The 18,536-nt window shown below is 61.2% G+C and carries 14 protein-coding genes and 2 tRNA genes; 11 read left to right on the top strand and 5 right to left on the bottom strand.

Features of this window, described 5'->3' with window-relative positions; all coding sequences use genetic code 11:
- Positions 1–89, top strand: a tRNA-Ser gene (locus RS9916_RS12740).
- Between the two features lie 192 nt (positions 90–281).
- Complete coding sequence (locus RS9916_RS12735; protein WP_156777555.1) at positions 282–566, top strand: hypothetical protein; 285 nt, start codon at positions 282–284, stop codon at positions 564–566.
- A 222-nt stretch (positions 567–788) separates the two neighbouring features.
- Here the strand turns inward: RS9916_RS12735 and RS9916_RS12730 are convergent, their stop codons facing one another.
- A complete protein-coding gene (locus RS9916_RS12730) occupies positions 789–1,682 on the bottom strand; it encodes a serine hydrolase (protein ID WP_007099856.1) in 894 nt (297 codons plus the stop codon).
- 17 nt (positions 1,683–1,699) lie between these two features.
- On the opposite strand from RS9916_RS12730, the gene RS9916_RS12725 reads away from it, so the two are divergent.
- From RS9916_RS12725 to RS9916_RS12715, 3 genes are all read left to right on the top strand, one after another.
- A complete protein-coding gene (locus RS9916_RS12725) occupies positions 1,700–2,431 on the top strand; it encodes a C40 family peptidase (RefSeq protein WP_007099855.1) in 732 nt (243 codons plus the stop codon).
- 33 nt (positions 2,432–2,464) lie between these two features.
- Positions 2,465–3,088, top strand: a complete 624-nt coding sequence (locus RS9916_RS12720; RefSeq protein WP_007099854.1) for a hypothetical protein — start codon at positions 2,465–2,467, stop codon at positions 3,086–3,088.
- 65 nt (positions 3,089–3,153) lie between these two features.
- Positions 3,154–4,113, top strand: a complete 960-nt coding sequence (locus tag RS9916_RS12715; RefSeq protein WP_007099853.1) for a glycosyltransferase family 2 protein — start codon at positions 3,154–3,156, stop codon at positions 4,111–4,113.
- A gap of 46 nt (positions 4,114–4,159) precedes the next feature.
- Here the strand turns inward: RS9916_RS12715 and RS9916_RS12710 are convergent, their stop codons facing one another.
- Positions 4,160–4,630, bottom strand: coding sequence for a HEAT repeat domain-containing protein (locus RS9916_RS12710; protein WP_007099852.1), 471 nt, complete (start codon positions 4,628–4,630; stop codon positions 4,160–4,162).
- 118 nt (positions 4,631–4,748) lie between these two features.
- Here RS9916_RS12710 and RS9916_RS12705 point away from each other — a divergent pair, with 118 nt between their 5' ends.
- From RS9916_RS12705 to RS9916_RS12690, 4 genes are all read left to right on the top strand, one after another.
- The gene (locus tag RS9916_RS12705; RefSeq protein WP_007099851.1) at positions 4,749–4,865 is read left to right on the top strand and encodes a photosystem I reaction center subunit VIII; all 117 of its coding nucleotides are present in this window, start codon (positions 4,749–4,751) and stop codon (positions 4,863–4,865) included.
- A gap of 46 nt (positions 4,866–4,911) precedes the next feature.
- The gene (locus RS9916_RS12700; protein WP_007099850.1) at positions 4,912–5,403 is read left to right on the top strand and encodes a photosystem I reaction center protein subunit XI; all 492 of its coding nucleotides are present in this window, start codon (positions 4,912–4,914) and stop codon (positions 5,401–5,403) included.
- Positions 5,404–5,529: 126 nt separating this feature from the next.
- Entirely contained in the window at positions 5,530–8,667 is a 3,138-nt protein-coding gene (locus RS9916_RS12695; protein ID WP_038023817.1) for an efflux RND transporter permease subunit, read from the top strand.
- A gap of 87 nt (positions 8,668–8,754) precedes the next feature.
- The gene (locus tag RS9916_RS12690; protein ID WP_007099848.1) at positions 8,755–9,720 is read left to right on the top strand and encodes a hypothetical protein; all 966 of its coding nucleotides are present in this window, start codon (positions 8,755–8,757) and stop codon (positions 9,718–9,720) included.
- 447 nt (positions 9,721–10,167) lie between these two features.
- On the opposite strand, the gene psaB is transcribed toward RS9916_RS12690, so the two are convergent.
- Together psaB and psaA are read right to left on the bottom strand one after the other, a co-directional pair.
- On the bottom strand, positions 10,168–12,381 hold the full coding sequence (psaB, locus tag RS9916_RS12685) for a photosystem I core protein PsaB (protein ID WP_007099847.1): 2,214 nt from the start codon (positions 12,379–12,381) through the stop codon (positions 10,168–10,170).
- A 22-nt stretch (positions 12,382–12,403) separates the two neighbouring features.
- Positions 12,404–14,707, bottom strand: a complete 2,304-nt coding sequence (psaA, locus tag RS9916_RS12680) for a photosystem I core protein PsaA (protein WP_007099846.1) — start codon at positions 14,705–14,707, stop codon at positions 12,404–12,406.
- A 418-nt stretch (positions 14,708–15,125) separates the two neighbouring features.
- On the opposite strand from psaA, the gene RS9916_RS12675 reads away from it, so the two are divergent.
- Positions 15,126–16,511 (top strand): hypothetical protein, encoded by a 1,386-nt coding sequence (locus RS9916_RS12675; protein ID WP_007099844.1) that lies wholly within the window; start codon positions 15,126–15,128, stop codon positions 16,509–16,511.
- A gap of 119 nt (positions 16,512–16,630) precedes the next feature.
- Positions 16,631–18,397 (top strand): precorrin-3B C(17)-methyltransferase, encoded by a 1,767-nt coding sequence (gene cobJ / locus RS9916_RS12670; RefSeq protein ID WP_007099843.1) that lies wholly within the window; start codon positions 16,631–16,633, stop codon positions 18,395–18,397.
- Between the two features lie 63 nt (positions 18,398–18,460).
- Here cobJ and RS9916_RS12665 read toward each other — a convergent pair.
- Positions 18,461–18,534: transfer RNA gene (locus RS9916_RS12665), tRNA-Pro, on the bottom strand.
- Positions 18,535–18,536 lie beyond the last annotated feature (2 nt).

The raw sequence follows: 18,536 nt of genomic DNA, 5'->3' as shown, positions 1-18,536 counted from the left end.
GGAGAGGTGGCTGAGTGGTTGAAAGCGGCTCCCTGCTAAGGAGTTACAGGAGGCAACTTCTGTCGAGGGTTCGAATCCCTCCCTCTCCGTTGAATTGAAGTCCTGGAGGCCACCGGCCTTCAGACACTTCTGGCGTATCAATCGGCAACGGCTGACCTGGGATCGTCCCAGCACCAAAGACGATTGATTTGTGTTCCTTCTCGGGATTGTTCAATCCCCGCGAACCCTTGCTCGTGTCTCCTTCCCGCAAACAATTCAAGGAGTTTTGCCGTTCGCGAGGGTTGTCGCCTCGCTCGGTGCTCGATCAGCTCGCTGAGCTGTATGTGAATTCCGAGGGATCCGTGCTTCAGGCCTCAGGCCTCGAAGGTGGCCATCACTCGATTCCTCCAGCGCCGGTTCCCCTGCCAGAGGAAACCACCAGCGAACTGATTGAACGAATCGAACGACTGGAGTGCGACGACCGCGAATTTGTGCACGCCTTCGAGGTGCTGATCCATCGCGTGGAAGCGCTGGAAACACGGCTCGGATCCCCTCGCGATGAACCCAAGCACACGCCCAAGCTCTGAGCGTCAACGTCACCACTGCGGCAGATCCCGGCGAAAGGCAAGCCTGCCCCGGCGCTGACAGTGAAAAGGGGTGGGAGAACCACCCCTTGCCCTTGAGACCTCCTTTGTCGAACCAGTTGTGGCGGTCTCACTGGGGATGCCTTCGGTCTAGACAGCCTGTTGAGGTCCGCGCATGGGTCAAAACACTGCTTCTTCGGATCGCAGCGAGGACACCTGCCCTCGCTACCCCTTGAAGGCAGCCAACTGCCTGGCCAGCTCAGGGAGAAGCTGCTCATCTTTGGCACAGGCCGCTCCGTCGGAAAAAGCCACCAACAAGGCTGGAGAACCGTCAGGAGCACGCCACCAAGCAGCATCGTGGCGCGCCTTACTCATCCAACCGGCCTTACTCCACAGCCGACTGCCTTCGGGCAGACCTGCACCAAGAAAGCCATCCACCTGATTCTCCGGATCTGCCGCCCGCTGCGCTTGATCGAGGGAACGTGCCAGCAGCTCCCGAAGCCGTTGACAGGCGGGGGGAGACAGCAGCCCATCGGTCATCACCGCCTCCAAGACCCTCGCCGTGGCCGCGGTGCTCAGAGCATTGCGGTTCTCTAGATCAACTCCGTAGAACACCCGCTCACGGCCAAAAGGGCCGTCTCCCCAGGTTTTCTGGCAACAATTGACGTGCTCCAGCTCAGGCCAACCCAACCCCTGAAGCCAGTCATTCACCAGGCGACGTTGACGTTGCCAAAGCTCCCAGGCCTCCCCCTGGAGCGCTGGTCCACTGGTGGTGCCGGTAAGCAGATCCACAAGCAAGCCGGTGGCGTCATTGCTGGAATCAGCAATCATGTCGCGCATGGCCCGACGCAATTCCGGCTCCTCCGGCAGCAAGTCCTGTTGAAGCCAGGCTTCAGCAGCCATGGCGTAAATAAGCTTGACGACGCTGGCTGGGTAGATCTGCCGTTGATCCCCCCAGGCAGCCCCCTGGCCACTACCCGTCACAGGCTGATCGGTGTCGTAGCGAACCCAAGTCACCGCCAGGCGCTCCAACAAACCGTCGCGACCATCGGCAGCCAATCGCTTGATCTGGGCCACCAGGTACTCCTGCATGACCTGGTCGGGGCGGTAGAACGCCATAGCAATGGCAGCTGGCAATGCTGACCCTAGGCACACCTCTCGCTCCTGAACTGCTGCATCCCGGCAGCTGCTGGATCCTGACCCGCGGCGTCAACGGCTATGCGCGCGTCGACGGCTCAGGCTTGGCCACCCAGGCCGCATCAGGCCGACGCTTCAAGGTGGTCGCTCCCCCCAGCCACGGGCGCGTGGCGGTACGGCTGCTAGAGGACGGCTACCCCTGCTGGCTGGATCTCGATGCCGTGGTGGGAAGCGCACGTGCCTGTGATGCCTGGCGCCCGCGGTTGCTGGACGCCACAACCATTGCCGCTCGCATCCCAGCGGTGCTGGATTGGGTGGAGGCAGCGGCCCACAGCTGCAACACTTACCTCTGGGGGGGCACCATCGGCCCTGACCTTGACTGCTCCGGCCTGGTGCAGACGGCCTTTGCAAGCCAAGGCATCTGGCTCCCCCGTGACGCTTACCAGCAGGAGCGCCTCTGCACCCCGGTGGCGGTCCATCCCGGCAATGACCACTTACTACAGCCCGGAGACCTGCTGTTCTTTGGAACGCCACGACGCTGCACCCACGTAGCGATCCACCAGGGCGCGGGGCGCTATTGGCACAGTTCCGGTCAAGACCATGGCCGCAATGGAATCGGCGTCGACAGCATCCATCCCCATGACCAGCATCCAGTGGCCTGCCACTACCGAGGCGAACTCAGAGGCGCCGGAAGGGTGGAACGCTGCCATGACGGGAGCACCTTGCCTTGAGGGCGAAGATGGAAAGGAGATGAACGATCCGCCATGGAACCGCTCTCCCTGATGGCCTCTGCCCTCATCGCCCAGGCCGAGGCCTTCGTCGAAGGTGAGTTCCTTCAATATCGCCAGCCGATCAACCATCTGACCCTGGTGCGCACGATCTTCCAAGGGGATTGCCCTGGGGAAAGCGTGACACCGATCAAAAACCTCAGCTTCCTGGCACCCACCCCTCCCGGCGGACGACAACGCATCGTGGTGCGCAACCAACGCACCGGCGGCTTCACGGACCGGGAATACAACGAAGGGCGCAATCGTTCGGAGAGTTTCTGGATCAGCATTGGCAACCGCCAACACGGCAGCTTTCTCTCCGTTCAGCCGGGAGAAAACCGCTTCACCTGGTCGGTGCAAAACCCTGTCGACAGCAGCCTGCCGACGGAAGGCGAAGCCTGGCTCGATATCCGCATTGATGAACGCACGCGCTATCGAGACTTCAGAAGCATCAACGAGGACGCTTACTGCACTGGGGAGAAATACAACACCTGGAATCGAACTCCTCTCGATCGCTGTCCCGGTCGCTCCTACGTGGAAGAGCGGGAGGGCGTCTGCCCGGACGGCACGAAAGTGCAACTGGGCAGGCGAACGATTTACCGCCGCTACTCCTATTGGTGATCCCGAGGCTTGACCAAGGGCCAAAGCGCTTGGGCCTAGGTTGCTGTTACTGATCCACTGATGGGATGGTCCCCAGCCCCGCCTCCACGCTCGATCTTTCCGTGGTGGTTCCCCTCTACAACGAAGAGGAAAGCCTTCCCCATCTCGTTGAACAACTTCTCCAAGCGCTCCGTCCGACGGGCGAACGCTTTGAGTTGGTTCTGGTGAACGATGGCTCCAGCGACCGCACAGCTGAGGTGCTCGAACGCCTGAGCAGAGAGGTGCCGGAACTGGTGGGGGTTCTGCTGCGCAAAAACTACGGCCAGACCGCTGCCATGGCAGCCGGCTTTGATGAGGCCCAGGGCGACGTGATCGTGAGCCTGGATGGTGACCTGCAGAATGATCCTGCAGACATCCCGTTGCTGCTAAGCACCTTGCGGGAGGGCTATGACCTGGTGAGCGGCTGGCGCCATCAACGTCAGGACGCTGCACTGCAGCGCAAGCTTCCTTCCAAGATCGCCAACCGCTTGATTGGCCGGGTCACAGGCGTGCGGCTCCACGACTACGGCTGCTCCCTCAAGGCCTACCGGCGCGAGGTGCTGTCCGACATGCGTCTCTACGGCGAACTGCACCGCTTCCTGCCGGCCCTCGCCTTCATCGAGGGAGCCCGGATCACCGAGGTGAAGGTCAATCACCGGGCCCGCCAGTACGGCACAAGCAAGTACGGGATCGATCGCACCTTCCGGGTGTTGATGGACCTCCTGACGGTCTGGTTTATGAAGCGCTTCCTGACCCGTCCGATGTACGTGTTCGGCTTCGGGGGACTGGTGGCCATTGCCGGCAGCCTGATCGCCAGCACCTATTTATTGGTGATCAAGCTGATGGGCGCCGATATCGGCAATCGGCCCCTGCTCACCCTGGCTGTGGTCCTGGGGCTGGCAGGCATTCAGCTGTTCTGCTTCGGCCTGTTGGCCGAGCTGCTGATCCGCACGTACCACGAAAGCCAGGACAGGCCGATCTATCGGATCCGGGAAACGCTTCGGTAAGCAAGCAACCCGAAGCGATCATTCAGACAGAACCGAAGGCTATTGCTCACGCAAGCCGGGCCACATTCCGTGGGGGACGACCCGCTTTGGCGACCTGCTGTACAGAGGCACCTCGGCGACCATCAAGGGCAGCAGCTGCTGCTTCCACCACACGGCTGTCGGAATCCCGCAGGCCGCGGCGCAGCAACGGGAGCAACGCACGATGCCCCCAACGACCAGCAAGGGTCACCGCCTCAAGGCGCTGATCGGGACCAGCGTTCATCGCTGCGCGAAGTTGCTTCTGCAGGGCGAGCACCTCGCCTGAACTCGCGGGAGGCTGCCAGTCATCCTCATCCCCCTCACCACGTTCAGCATCAGCCACTGCAGCTTGCACAAGCTCCACTTGGGCGCGATTCAAAGCGGCGACGGACGTGACGTCTGGGTTGCGCAGAAATGGCTTGCTCGGCTTGCGTCCAACCGCATAAAGAACAGCAGCAAGGACAACGGCAGCAGCACCACCGACGTAAGCCTGGGACATCAGGGAAGCGGCCCACGATCGGACCGGCGGAGTTGAACTTTTATGTCGTGGGGAATCACCCGAAAGGGTCACCCCAGCGAGCCGACTCTAAAATCCTGACGACACCCTGGGCTTGATCATGACTGGAGATTTTGCAGCAGCCTGGCTGCCTGTGATGTTCGTGCCAATGATCGGAATCGTGTTTCCCGCGGTCTTCATTGTTCTGGTCGGCCGTGCGATTACCGCAGCCGAATAAGCATTCAAAACCCAATCGATCCATTTGATTCGAGCCTTCTAAGTCAATGACTGTCACTCCTCCTTCCGATCCCTGCGTCGGCAACCTCGCCACTCCCGTGAACAGCGGGTATTTCATGAAGTGGCTGATCAATAACCTGCCTTTTTACCGCCAGGGAATCTCACCCAATTTCAGAGGAATTGAGACAGGCGCTGCCTTCGGATATCTGCTCTACGGCCCCTACACGATTTGTGGCCCCCTCAGAAACACTGAGTATTCCGCGACAGCAGGCCTCCTTGCTGCCATCGGCGCGGTTCATCTGCTGACTCTGCTGTTCCTGCTTTACAACCAGCCCGGTAAGCAACCTCACATTCCTCCCGCTGACGTCACCGTCGAGAATCCCCCTTCGGATCTCTTCACCAGAAACGGTTGGTCTGAGTTCACCAGTGGCTTCTGGCTTGGCGGTTGCGGCGGCGCCGTGTTCGCTTGGCTTCTTTGCGACACCCTGCACGTTCAGGACCTCGTGAAAATCGCCGGTGGTGTCTGGAGCGTCGGCTGAATCCTTGCCTTAAAGGATTCTCCGAAAAGGGATTTCAAAACGATCCCTCAGCCCCCGATGCGTTTCACGCATCGGGGGCTTTTCACTGGCAGGATTGATTGAGTTTGATCCAAAAAATCGCAGGCGGTGCGGTCAATCTCTGGTCCATTTCTGCGCCGCCCTGTATTCACAGTGGTCTGCAGCCTTCTGGTTCTACTGGCCGGACTTGTTTCGCTGGCCGGGCTCGGGCTCGAAGATCTTCCACAACTGGCACCGACTCGCGTCAGTGTGCGTGCAACGTTTCCCGCGGCCGGACCGGAAGTCGTTGAGCAAAGCGTGACCGCAGTCCTTGAGCAGCAGCTCAGCGGACTTGAAGGTCTGGAAAGCATGAGCTCCACCAGCCGCCAGGGAGGAGCCAGCCTCAGCCTTCGCTTTGACAGCGGGGACCCAGAGCTCAATGCCATCAAGGTGCAAAACGAGGTGAGCCTGGCGACCCGCCGCCTGCCTCAGTCCGTCAGCCGCCAAGGGATCACGGTGCGGCGCTCCTCTGACGACATCCTGCTGATCCTCGGGTTCAGTACGCCGAAAGAGCTCTATGCCCCCACCTTCGTGGGCGGCTGGCTCGACCAAAACCTCCGCAACGCCCTTCGCAGCACGCCGGGAGTCGGTGATATCCGAATTTTCGGCAGCAGCGATTTGGCCTTCCGGCTCTGGCTGGATCCGCAGAAGCTCGAACAGTTCAACCTCACAAGCAACGACATCACTGCCTCACTGGCCGAGCAGAACGTTCTCGCAGCGATCGGCAGCATCGGTGAGGCCCCGGCCCCGCGTGGCCAGGCCTTCAGCCTGCCGGTGGAAGCGGAGGGACGCCTGCGCAGCCAAAGCGACTTCGAAGCGATGGTGGTCAACCGCACTGACCAAGGAGGCCTGGTGCGCTTGGGCGATGTGGGTCGCGTCGAGCTGGGCACCACCAGCTATGGCAGCAGCGCCCTGAATCTGCAAGGGGAACGAACGGTGGCCGTCGGGATCTACCAACGCGATGGTGCTAACGCCCTGGCTGTGAGCCGGGCCGTGCGCAGCGAACTCAAGCGCCTGGAGGAGAGTTTCCCTCCAGGCCTGACCATGCAAACGATTGTGGACGTGGCCGACACGGTGCAGGCCAATCTCGATCGCACCACCGCCACCCTTCGCGATGCCGTGCTTCTGGTGCTGGCGCTGCTGTTGCTGTTTCTCGGACGCTGGCGCCTCGCCCTGATCCCTGGCATCGCTGTGCCCGTGGCACTGATCGGGAGCCTGGTGGTGATCCGTCTGAGCGGGTCCACCCTCAACAGTTTGATTCTGTTCGGCTTGGTGCTCGCCACCGGGATCGTGGTGGATGACGCCATCGTCGTGAGCGAAGACATCGCCGGACGCATTGAACAGGGGGCCAGTTCCCAACGGGCCGCCGACGATGCCATGGCCGAGCTGGGAGGCGCCGTGATCGCCACCTCGCTGGTGCTGGCCGCTGTCTTTGTGCCGGTCCTCTTGATCCCAGGATCGATTGGCCGGCTGTATGAGCCCATCGCGCTGGCCATCAGTGGAGCGATTGTGTTCTCCACCTTCAATGCCCTCACGTTCACGCCCATGGCCTGCGCCAGGGTGCTGGGGCCCGGCGGAGGCCGCCTTCCTGGCCCTGTTCGACGACTGAGCGCAGGGCTACGCCGTGGGATGAATGGGCTCCAGGAGCGGTATGCGGTGCTGTTAACCGATTGGCTTGGCCGTGGTCGGCTGGTGCTCAGCCTGCTGCTCAGTGGCCTGATCATCACCGCCATCGGCCTGACCACCATGCCCACAGCCTTCATCCCTGATGAAGACCAGGGCGAAGTCAGGGGCTACTTCACCCTGGCGGATGGAGCCAGCCTGGAACGCACCGAAGCCGTGATGGAGACGGTCCGCCAGGTGGTGGCAGCAGAACCCCTGGTCCGCACTGGCAATTTCTACGCCGGTCGATCCTTTGGGCAGAGCGGTGAGAACACCGGCTCGTTTTATTTGCGCTTGGTGCCCCTGACGGAGCGTCCTGGAAGGAGCAACAGCAACGAATCGGTGAAAGATCGACTCAATGCAGCGTTGCGCAGCCAGGTCGAGGACGCGCGCGTGATCGTGACGACACCGGCCACCGTGCGGGGATTCAGCAGCGAATCGGGACTGCAGATGCAACTGCTGGATCGCAGTGGCGGCCAACTCACCCTGGCGGAGTTCGAGCAACAAGCCCAACGCTTCATCAAGACAGCCCAAGACAGTGGAGTCTTTGAACGGGTGAGCACCCGCTTCGATGCCTCCTCTCCCCGCTGGCGACTGGAGATTGACCGCGACACCATGGCCGCTCTGGATCTCCCCCTGAGCCAAACCCTGCGAGACATCGGCACTGCCATTGGCGGTCGCTACATCGACGACACCTTCGAAGGAGGGAAGATCCGCACCATCTACGTGCAATTGGAGGGAGATGAGCGCTCTCAGGCCGCCGATCTCACCAATCTGATGGTGCGCAACCGCCAGGGGGAACTGGTGAGTGTCAGCACCGTGATGCGCCTGGTGCCCGAGGAAGGGGCCAGCAGCATCAATCACTTCAACCAGGACCGCTCCATCCGCATTACAGCCATTCCTGCCGATGGCATCAGCAGTGGCCAGGCCATTGACCGCCTGGAAGCCATCAATCAAGCCAATGGGGGCTCCAACCTCGGGCTCAGTTTCACCGGGCTCGCTCGGGAGGAAACCCAGGCCGAAAGCGTCTCATGGGTGTTGTTCAGCCTCAGTCTTGTGGTGGTCTACCTCCTGCTGGCCGGTCTGTATGAGAGCTTTCTTGACCCGCTGATCATCCTGCTGACAGTTCCACTCGCCCTTCTCGGGGCATTGATCGGATTGAAACTGCGAGGCCTGGCGCTCGATGTCTATGGCCAGATGGGTCTCCTGGTGCTCGTGAGCCTGGCAGCAAAAAACGGCATTCTGATCGTGGAATTTGCCAACCAGCGTCTGGCTCAGGGCATGGAACTGCTGGAAGCGATTCAGTCGGCAGCGGTCAACCGCATGCGTCCCATCCTGTTGACGGCCATCACCTCACTCGCAGGGTTTCTACCTCTGCTTTTGGCCAGCGGCACTGGATCCGCCAGCCGCATCAGCATTGGCACGGTGGTCTTCAGCGGGCTTTTGGTGTCGACGCTGCTCTCGTTGTTTGTGGTTCCGGCGATGTATTGGCTCCTCAAACGGCCACAAAGGCCGCAACAGGAGATCCTCCAAGCCTCGCGTTAACGCTGAACAGGGGGGGGGACTGTTCAACAAACCTTTAAGGTGACGTGCCATTCTCATTTGTCGCAGTTATAGCGGCCTGAAGGAGCGATGACCCTGACCCCACGGGCAACAACGGCCACCAGCTCTCAGGCGCAATTCTTCGACTATGGCTCCGCTGCCAATCCCCTGCAGAAGGGCCTGATCAGCCGAATTCCTTACTACAGCTTCTCGGCCAGCTTCTTCGACGGGAACGGCACCGAACTGCAGCCCCTCGATCTGAGCACCCAGCTGGGCTGCGAGGGGCCTGCCACCGGTCCGTCACTCTGCGGCAATTTCATCCGTCTCGATCAGGGATCCCTACGCACGAGTGCCGACGCGACCAGTCAGTTGTTCTTTGTCGCGCGAGGGGAAGGGTGCACCGAGGCCTGCGGCCAGACCTTCCATTGGAGCGAAGGCGACACATTTGTGCTGCCCGCCGGTGGCGAAGCCGTACACAGCAGCGATGACAAAGCGGGCCTGTATTGGGTTCATGACGCCCCCCTGCTGCGCTATCTCGGGGTGAGCACGGTGAAGCCCGTGTTCGAACCTTGCTTCTACAGCCACCGCGACGCTCGCGCCGAACTGGAGGCCATTGCAAGCAATCCCCGTGGCGCCAATGCAAATCGCGTCAGCGTGCTGCTGGGCAATAACGCCTTCCCCCAGACCCGCACCGTCACCCACACCCTATGGGCCATGCTCGGCATCCTGCCGGCGGGTCAGGTGCAACGCCCGCACCGCCACCAATCGATTGCCCTCGATTTCGCTGTGGCCTGCAAACCCGGTTGCTACACCATGATCGGCACCGAGCTAGATGACAACGGCATGATCCGCAACGGCCACCGGGAAGACTGGGTCGCCGGCGCCGCCTTCGTGACACCTCCTGGTTACTGGCATTCGCACCACAATGAATCTGGGGCCGATGCCTATGTGCTGCCGATTCAGGACGCGGGGCTGCACACCTATCTGCGCACGCTGGACATCGCCTTTAGCCGCAGCGGCAAGGGCGGACAACGCACCCTTTCACTAAATCCCTGACTCAGAGCCCCGTCAGCACCGCCTGGCTGAGCGAAGGCCAGGCGCCATTCGCGTCGTCGCACCAGACCAGTCACTGTCGACGGTCGCCATTCATGTAGCCAAACGCCTCGTCAGAGGCGCTGAAGATGCAGCAGTTGCATCAGTGCCGGCATGACGTGCCGTATGGCACTGGATGGGACAGCGCGACCTGAGACGGTCTTGGTCTCATTTCCTGGCTCCCGATTGAGAATCGACCTGATGCGTCACGGCTCCTGCTGCTGGGAATCAAGCGACGCATAGGTGCCGTGCTATTCGCCAATGTGCCGCAAGAGGTGATCCCATTGACTGGCCCCCGCCGCCTTTGAAGCGAAAGACAGGCCAGTGAAGCCAATGAAAAAACCCCGTCCAGATAACTGGACGGGGCTCAAGGAACGACTCTTGAAGAATCGGACGGCTTGGACGAAAGACCTAGCCGAACTTGCCTGAAGTCGAGGCGATCAGGAAGGCCGCGTACGTGAGCACGTAGCCAACTGAGAAGTGAGCAAGACCCACAACACGAGCCTGAACGATGGACAGAGCCACAGGCTTGTCACGCCATCCCATCATGTTGGCGATGGGGCTGCGCTGGTGAGCCCAAACGATGGTCTCGATGAGCTCCTGCCAGTAGCCACGCCAGGAGATGAGGAACATGAAGCCGGTTGCCCAAACCAGGTGACCGAACAGGAACATCCAGGACCAGACTGCCAGGTTGTTGCTGCCAAAGGGGTTGTAGCCGTTGATCAGCTGCGAGCTGTTGAGCCAGAGGTAATCACGGAACCAACCCATTAGGTAGGTGCTGGATTCGTTGAACTGAGCAACGTTGCCCTGCCAAATGGCGAGGTGCTTCCAGTGCCAGTAGAAGGTCAGCCAACCCACCGTGTTCAGGGCCCAGAAGACAGCCAGATAGAAGGCGTCCCAGGCAGAGATGTCACAGGTGCCGCCACGGCCAGGGCCGTCGCAGGGGAAGGAGTAACCGAAGTCCTTCTTATCGGGCATCAGCTTGGAGCCACGGGCATCCAGAGCACCCTTGACCAGAATCAGGGTGGTGGTGTGCAGTCCGAGGGCGATGGCGTGGTGCACGAGGAAGTCACCAGGGCCGATCGGCAGGAACACATCGGTGTTGCCGTTGATGGCATCGAGCCAGTAATGCTCACCAGGGATGTTCTGGGAAGCAAGGCTTGCAGAACTAGACGCATTGGAAAGGAACACGTCCATGCCGTACATGGCCTTACCAGAGGCGGCCTGCACGAACTGGGCGAACACAGGTTCAACCAGGATCTGCTTCTCGGGAGTACCGAAGGCAACAACCACGTCGTTGTGGACGTAGAGGCCGAGGGTATGGAATCCGAGGAAGAGGGAGACCCAGCTCAAGTGGCTGATGATCGCTTCCTTGTGCTCGAGCATCCGAGCCAGGACGTTGTCCTTGTTGGCTTCGGGGTCGTAGTCACGGATGAAGAAGATCGCACCGTGAGCAAAGGCACCGCACATCAGGGCGATGGCGATGTACTGGTGATGGGTGTACAGCGCTGCCTGAGTCGTGTAGTCCTTCGCAATGAAGGCGTACGACGGCATGGCGTACATGTGCTGAGCGACCAGGCTGGTGACAACGCCAAGGCAGGCGAGGGCAAGACCCAGCTGGAAGTGCAGGCTGTTGTTGAGGGTGTCGTAGAGACCCTTGTGACCAGCACCAAGGTCACCAGGGGTGCCCTTGGGTGGGTTGTGGGCTTCGAGGATCTCGCGGATGGAGTGACCGATACCAAAATTGGTGCGGTACATGTGACCAGCGATCACGAAGAGGCAACCGATGGCCAGATGGTGATGGGCGATGTCGGTGAGCCACAGAGCTTCGGTCTGGGGGTGGAAGCCACCCAGGAAGGTGAGGATCGCGGTGCCAGAACCTTCGGCGGTGCCAAAAATCTGACCTGTGGAGTCAGGGTTCTGGGCATACACACCCCAGTTACCGGTGAAGAAGGGCTGAAGACCTGCAGGGTGGGGCAGAACATTCAGAAAGTTGTCCCAACCAACGTGCTGACCGCGGGATTCAGGGATGGCCACGTGAACCAGGTGACCGGCCCAAGCGATCGAGCTGAAGCCGAAGAGAACGGCGAGGTGGTGGTTGAGGCGTGATTCAGCGTTTTTGAACCATGCCAGGGAAGGACGGAACTTGGGCTGAAGGTGAAGCCAACCGGCAAACAGTGCCCAAGCCGACAGGATCATCATGAAGATGGATCCCTGATACAGCTCGGCATTGGTGGTCATGCCGATTGTGTAGAACCAGTGATACAGGCCTGAATAGGCGATGTTCACCGGGGAGGAAGCACCCGCCTGAGTGAAGGCGTCGATAGCGCCTTGACCGAAGTGGGGATCCCAGATTGCGTGAGCGATCGGGCGAACGTGCAGGGGGTCGGCGACCCACTGCTCGAAGTTGCCCTGCCAGGCGATGTGGAACAGGTTTCCCGAAACCCAGAGGCCGATGATCGCGAGGTGACCGAAATGAGTGGAGAAGAGCTTTTGATAAAGCTTCTCCTCCGTCATTCCGTCATGGCTCTCGAAGTCGTGAGCCGTGGCGATCCCGTACCAGATGCGGCGGGTTGTCGGGTCCTGTGCCAGACCCTGGCTAAACGAAGGAAATTTCGTTGCCATTAGAGGGAAAGGTCAGGAGAGGTCAGCCGACCACAAGAATGTGGGCGTGGAAGAAGGCCCACGTGGTCGCGATGCCGCCCAAGAGGTAGTGAGCGACACCCACGGCACGGCCCTGGGTGATGGACAGCGCACGGGGCTGGATGGCAGGAGCCACCTTCAGCTTGTTGTGAGCCCAGACGATGGACTCAATCAGCTCTTGCCAGTAGCCACGGCCACTGAACAGGAACATCAGGCTGAATGCCCAGACGAAGTGGGCACCAAGGAACATCAGGCCATAGGCGCTGGTGTTGGAGCCATAGCTGTTGATCACCTGTGCGGCCTGAGCCCACAGGAAGTCACGCAACCAGCCATTGATGGTGATGGCGCTGTTGGCGAAGTTGCCATTGGTGATGTGCTGGACGGAACCATCCGCATTCACCGTGCCCCACACATCGCTCTGCATCTTCCAGGAGAAGTGGAAGATCACGACGGAGAGGGAGTTGTACATCCAGAACAGACCCAGGAACACGTGGTCCCAAGCCGAAACCTGACAGGTGCCGCCACGACCAGGGCCATCGCAAGGGAAGCGGAAGCCGAGGTTCGCCTTATCGGGCACAAGGCGGGAGTTACGGGCGTAGAGAACACCCTTCAGCAGGATCAGCACCGTCACGTGAATCGTGAAGGCGTGGATGTGGTGGACCATGAAGTCCGCAGTGCCCAGGGGGATCGGAGCAGCGGCGACCTTGCCACCGACAGCGACGACGGACCCGTTGAACACTTCGCTCACACCGGCGAGGGCGTTGGGAGCGGTGCTGCCGGCTGCAGCAGCATGGATTCCCTGGATCCACTGAGCGAAGATCGGCTGAATGGAAATCGCCGAATCACTAAACATGTCCTGGGGACGGCCCAGGGCACGCATCGTGTCGTTGTGGACGTAGAGGCCGAAGCTGTGGGCTCCAAGCCAGATGCAAACCCAGTTCAGGTGGCTGATGATGGCATCGCGAGACTTGAGGACCCTGTCGAGCACGTTGTCCACATGCTGCGCGGGGTCGTAGTCACGGATCATGGCGATCGCAGCGTGTGCTGCACCACCAACGATCAAGAATCCACCAATCCACATGTGATGGGTGAACAGACCGATCTGAGTCGGGTAGTCGATACCGATGTACGGATACGGAGGCATCGCGTACATGTGCTGGGCGACGACGATACAAACGGAGCCGCCCATTGCAAGGTTGACGGCCAGCTGGGCATGCCAGGAGTTCGTCATGAACTCGTAAATGCCTTTGTGGCCGTTGCTTGCAGGGAAGAGAAGAGGATCTCCCTGATGGGCTTCGTGAATCTCCTTAATGGAGTGACCGATGCCGTAGTTGTTGCGGTACATGTGACCAGCAACGATGAACATCACAGCAATCGCCAGATGGTGATGCGCGATGTCCGTCATCCAGAGGCTTCCAGTCACAGGATTCAGACCACCCTTGAAGGTGAGGAAGTCGCTGTAAGCAGCCCAGTTACCACTGAAGAAGGCACCGATACCGGAACCAATTCCCGGATAAAGCTGAGCCAGAAGATCCTGGTTGAAAAATTCGTGGGGCAGAGGAATGTCTGCCACGGAAGCGATGGTTTTGCCGTTGAGCACCAGCGGCTGGCCGGCATCAATGGCATCCATCAACTTGGTCGTGGGAGCCGAGACATGGATCAGGTGACCGGCCCATGACAAGGAACCCATACCGAACAGAACCGCCAGGTGGTGGTTCAGCATGGCTTCAGCGTCTTGGAACCACTCCAGCTTTGGAGCTGCCTTGTGGTAGTGGAAGACACCTGCATTGAGCATCAGGCCGGCCATCACCAGAGCGCCGATTGCAAGGGCCATCAACTGAGTTTCAGTCGTGATGCCCCAGGCGCGCCACATATGGAAGAGGCCGGAGGTGATCTGAATGCCTTGATGACCGGCACCCATGTCACCGTTGAGGATCTCCTGACCGAACACCGGCCACACCACCTGAGCACTTGGCTTCACGTGGGTGGGGTCGGCGAGCCAGCCGGAGTAGTTGGAGAAGCGGGCACCATGGAAGAAGGCGCCGCTCAGCCAAATGAACACAACGGCAAGGTGGCCGAAGTGTGCACTGAAAATTCTGCGAGAAACCTCTTGGAGGTCACTCGTGTGTGAGTCGAAATCGTGAGCATTGGCGTGGAGGTTCCAAACCCAGGTGGTGGTTTTGGGACCTTTCGCAAGAGCTCTGTCGAAGTGTCCGGGCTTGCCGAACAGCTCAAAGGTCGCAGGGTTGTCGACCTTGACGAATTTGCTCTTGCGAGTGCTCCCACGCTCTGGTGGGCTTTTGGTCATCGAGTCGTTCCTCGAGGGACGGGATCGAGGTGGAGGGCCACCCCTCCGACGAACCGGAGTTCATCGGGGCCCCGGTCGCAGCTCGGCATGGCCTTGCCGCATCCGGGCGCCAGTGGTTTTCAGAAGCCGAAACCCCTTACCACCACTGGAGCTTTAGGGCCCCAAAGAGGGGACCGCTGGCGGAAGCATAGAGGCGGAGCCCTACCCAAAGACCCAGGGAGTTACAAAGGTTCAATCCGTCTGCGCGCCAGTCGGGGCAGGGGGTCTGCCTGAGGATGACTAACATCGCCAGGCAGGCACTTTTGACCAATCAATAATATTCAAACGCCCACTTTTAAGGCTTCGCTAACACAAACTCGGCGACTGCGATCGAGGGTTGATGGATTGATCAGAATGTCTTTGAACTGCTTCAGCCTCCATGGCCCCGCTGGCACGACGCCGCGCTGCCGCCATCCTGATCAGCTTGCTGATCGCCATAGCAGGAATGGCTCCACCACCAGCACTCGCCTTGCCCGGCCTTCCCTGGGGGGACCGCAGCACAACCGTGCCCCGCGCAAAGGCCGGGAGGCCCATTCCCGCCGCTGGACCGAGTGGTCGCCTCCAGGAAGTGGCCGCCCCGGGAGGTGTGGAGCAGCTCCGCAATCACCTGGCAAGCCATCAACCGCGGCTGACCGTGAAAGCCCCCAGCGATGGGAGCGTGATTCAAGGGGCGGAGTGGACCCTGGAGCTCGACGTGGAGGACTGGCCCCTCGCCAGTGACCCCGATCTGGGCATCGGCCCCCATGTCGCCCTTCAGATCGATGACCAGCCACCGCTGCGCTTCAGCGAAGCCAGCCCGAAACCTGGCGGCGGCTCGTCCATCCAGATCACCCTTCCCGCCTTAGCTCCCGGCAGCCATAGGCTCAGCGCCTATGCCGCCTACCCCTGGGGAGAAGCCGTCAAAAGCCCTGGAGCCAGCCTGCAATGGCGCCTCCATCAACTACAGGCCCTCAAGGGCACCCAACCAGAGCGTGACGAACCCTGGCTCGTGATGGTCAGCCCTGCAGATCTGAGGAGTGGAGATCCTCTGCTGCTCGACTGGCTGGTGTGGAATGCCCCGCTGCAGAACCTGCGCGAAGGCGATGGGCGCTGGCGCCTACGCCTGACCGTGAATGGAGACAGTTTCCTGGTCGACCGTCAGGAAGCCGTTTGGATCCGCCAAAGCGGCAGCAGCACCACCCAGGGCAGCGTGCAAATGGAGCTACTGGACGGTTTAGGGGATCCCATCACGCCGAGTTTCAACAATCAACTGCGGGCGATCCCAGAGCGGCCGAAGCAACGGCCCATTTGGCTGCAGTCGCGACTGACGGAGAACGAACTGGCGCGCCTTCTGGGCGAACCAGAACCCAAACCAGAACCCCAAACAGACGACGAGAGTCTGCCTGCAACGCAGGTCGCACCGCAAAAGACCAGCCCGACCAGCGCCGCTCCGGATGACGCCGGCACTGGCCCTGACGGGAACAAAGTCCCGGCGGCGGACGCAGCACCCACAAAGGCAGCAGACCCTTTGAAGAACGAGGAGACAGCAACAGCGAAAGGGTCCGATGCGGATGCGCAAGCCAAGACCACTGACAACAACAATCAGGCCAGGCCGGAGCCACAGCAGCAGGAAGCTGCCATCGCTGCACCACAGAACACCACCAGCAGCAAGCCTCGCCCACCCGCACCCTTGACGCCCGACTCCAAGGAAGAGCGCTTGGGGCCCACCAGCAGCCTGGGAGGATCAGCGCGGGAGCTGTTGAACCCTGACGGCACCCAGCGCTGAGTTACGAGCCTGCCGCCCTGAACGCCCCCACTTCTCCCTCCCTGGCGAACCATCGCTTTGCCCTCGGCCTATCGCGGAGTGCCCTGCCCCTGCTGGAGCGTCTTCAGCAGGCCGGCCAGGTGGATCAAATCGCCCTTAGCGCAGGGGCCGCTTCAACACTGACGACAGTTCCCAGCGATCTGATTCGAGGCAAGGCTGCGGAGCTGTTGCAGCAGCACTGGCACGGGACTGTGCTGGTGATTGGGGCGATCGGGGCCGTGACCCGACTGATTGCGCCCTTGATCGGCACCAAGCAAGAGGATCCAGCGGTGCTGGTGCTGGATGCATCGGCACAGATGGTGGTGCCACTGCTGGGAGGGCATCAGGCTGGAGGAGAAGCCCTGGCCCAGGAACTCGCCAGCCTCTTGGGTGCGACAGCGGTGATCACCGGCGACTGCACCAGCCAGCAGCGCTTGGCACTCGATGCCTTCGGGCGCGACTGGGGCTGGACACCCAGCGGCGACAGCAGCAGCTGGCGGCAGCTGATGGTGGGGCAGTCTCAGGGAGAGCAGCTGGCGGCCGAGCAGAACTGCGGAAGCCTGCTCTGGCGCCAATCCAAGGGCGCCGCGGCCAGCCTCAGCGACAGCGCAAACAGCACCGAGAGCACGCATCCACAGCAAGGCTTGCTGATCACGAGTGAACGGGCCACCGGCCGTGGGGCAATACCGTGTCGCTGGCACCCCCCCGTGCTCTGGCTCGGAGTGGGGTGTGAACGCAACACCAGCCTCAGCCTGATCGAACGTGCCATCGCGGCGGCCCTGAAGGAGGCGGGACTGGCACAGCAAGCGGTGGCAGGCCTGAGCACCATCGACCGCAAGGGGGATGAAACCGCGCTGCTGGAACTGACCAACCAGCGGGAATGGCCCCTCAGACTTCACACCGCTGCTGAGCTGGACGCCATCACAGTGCCCACGCCATCCCCGGTGGTGCAGGCGGAGATGGGCACGGGATCGGTGGCCGAAGCGGCCGCCCTGCGAGCCGCCGGGCCCGAAGCCCAACTGCGACTGCCCAAACGGATTGAAAAAGCCGGCCCGGGTGAGCAGGGAGCCGTCACCGTGGCCATCGCGGAAGCCCCGGAACCCTTTGCACCCCAACGCGGTGAGCTGCACCTGATCGGCAGCGGGCCTGGTGATCTGGCCTTGCTGACCCCGGATGCCCGCAGTGCCCTCAGCCGCTGCGTGGCCTGGGTGGGCTATGGCCTTTATCTCGATCTGCTCGAACCCTTGCGCCGTGCCGATCAAGTGCGGATCGATGGGCAACTCACCCGGGAACGGGACCGCTGTCTGCAGGCTCTGGAGCTGGCCCGCCAGGGCACCAAGGTGGCGCTGGTGTCATCGGGCGACAGCGGCATCTATGGCATGGCCGGCCTGGCCTTGGAACTTTGGCTTTCTCTTCCGGAGCAGGAGCGGCCTCGCTTCACGGTGCACCCTGGAATTTCCGCCCTGCAACTAGCCGCCGCCAGGGCCGGAGCACCGCTGATGCACGATTTCTGCACCATCAGCCTTAGCGACCGACTGACCCCCTGGGACGTGATTGAGAAACGGCTAGAAGCCGCCGCATCCGGAGATTTCGTGGTCACCCTATACAACCCGCGCTCCAAGGGCCGTGACTGGCAGCTTGAGAAGGCCCGCCAGATTCTGCTCAAAGGACGCCCCGGATCCACACCAGTAGTCCTGGCACGGCAGTTGGGTCGGCGTGAGGAGTCCGTGGAACTGCAGGAACTGGGTTCACTGCCCGTGGAGGCTGTCGACATGCTCACCGTGCTGGTGATCGGCAATAGCAGTAGCCGCGCCTCCGCAGGAAAGCTGGTCACACCACGGGGTTACCCCGGCGCCGAGCTGAGCTAAGTAGAACCAATCAACCGAGCTCACAACAAGGGAGCGACGGATCGGCTCGACTGAACCGTGCAGTCGGGATGACAGGATTCGAACCTGCGGCCCCTTCGTCCCGAACGAAGTGCGCTACCAAGCTGCGCTACATCCCGAT

This window comes from Synechococcus sp. RS9916 (genome assembly GCF_000153825.1).
Taxonomy (GTDB): domain Bacteria; phylum Cyanobacteriota; class Cyanobacteriia; order PCC-6307; family Cyanobiaceae; genus Synechococcus_C.
The sequence above is the reverse complement of the archived record's forward strand: the minus strand, read 5'-3'. Positions and strand labels throughout refer to the sequence as shown.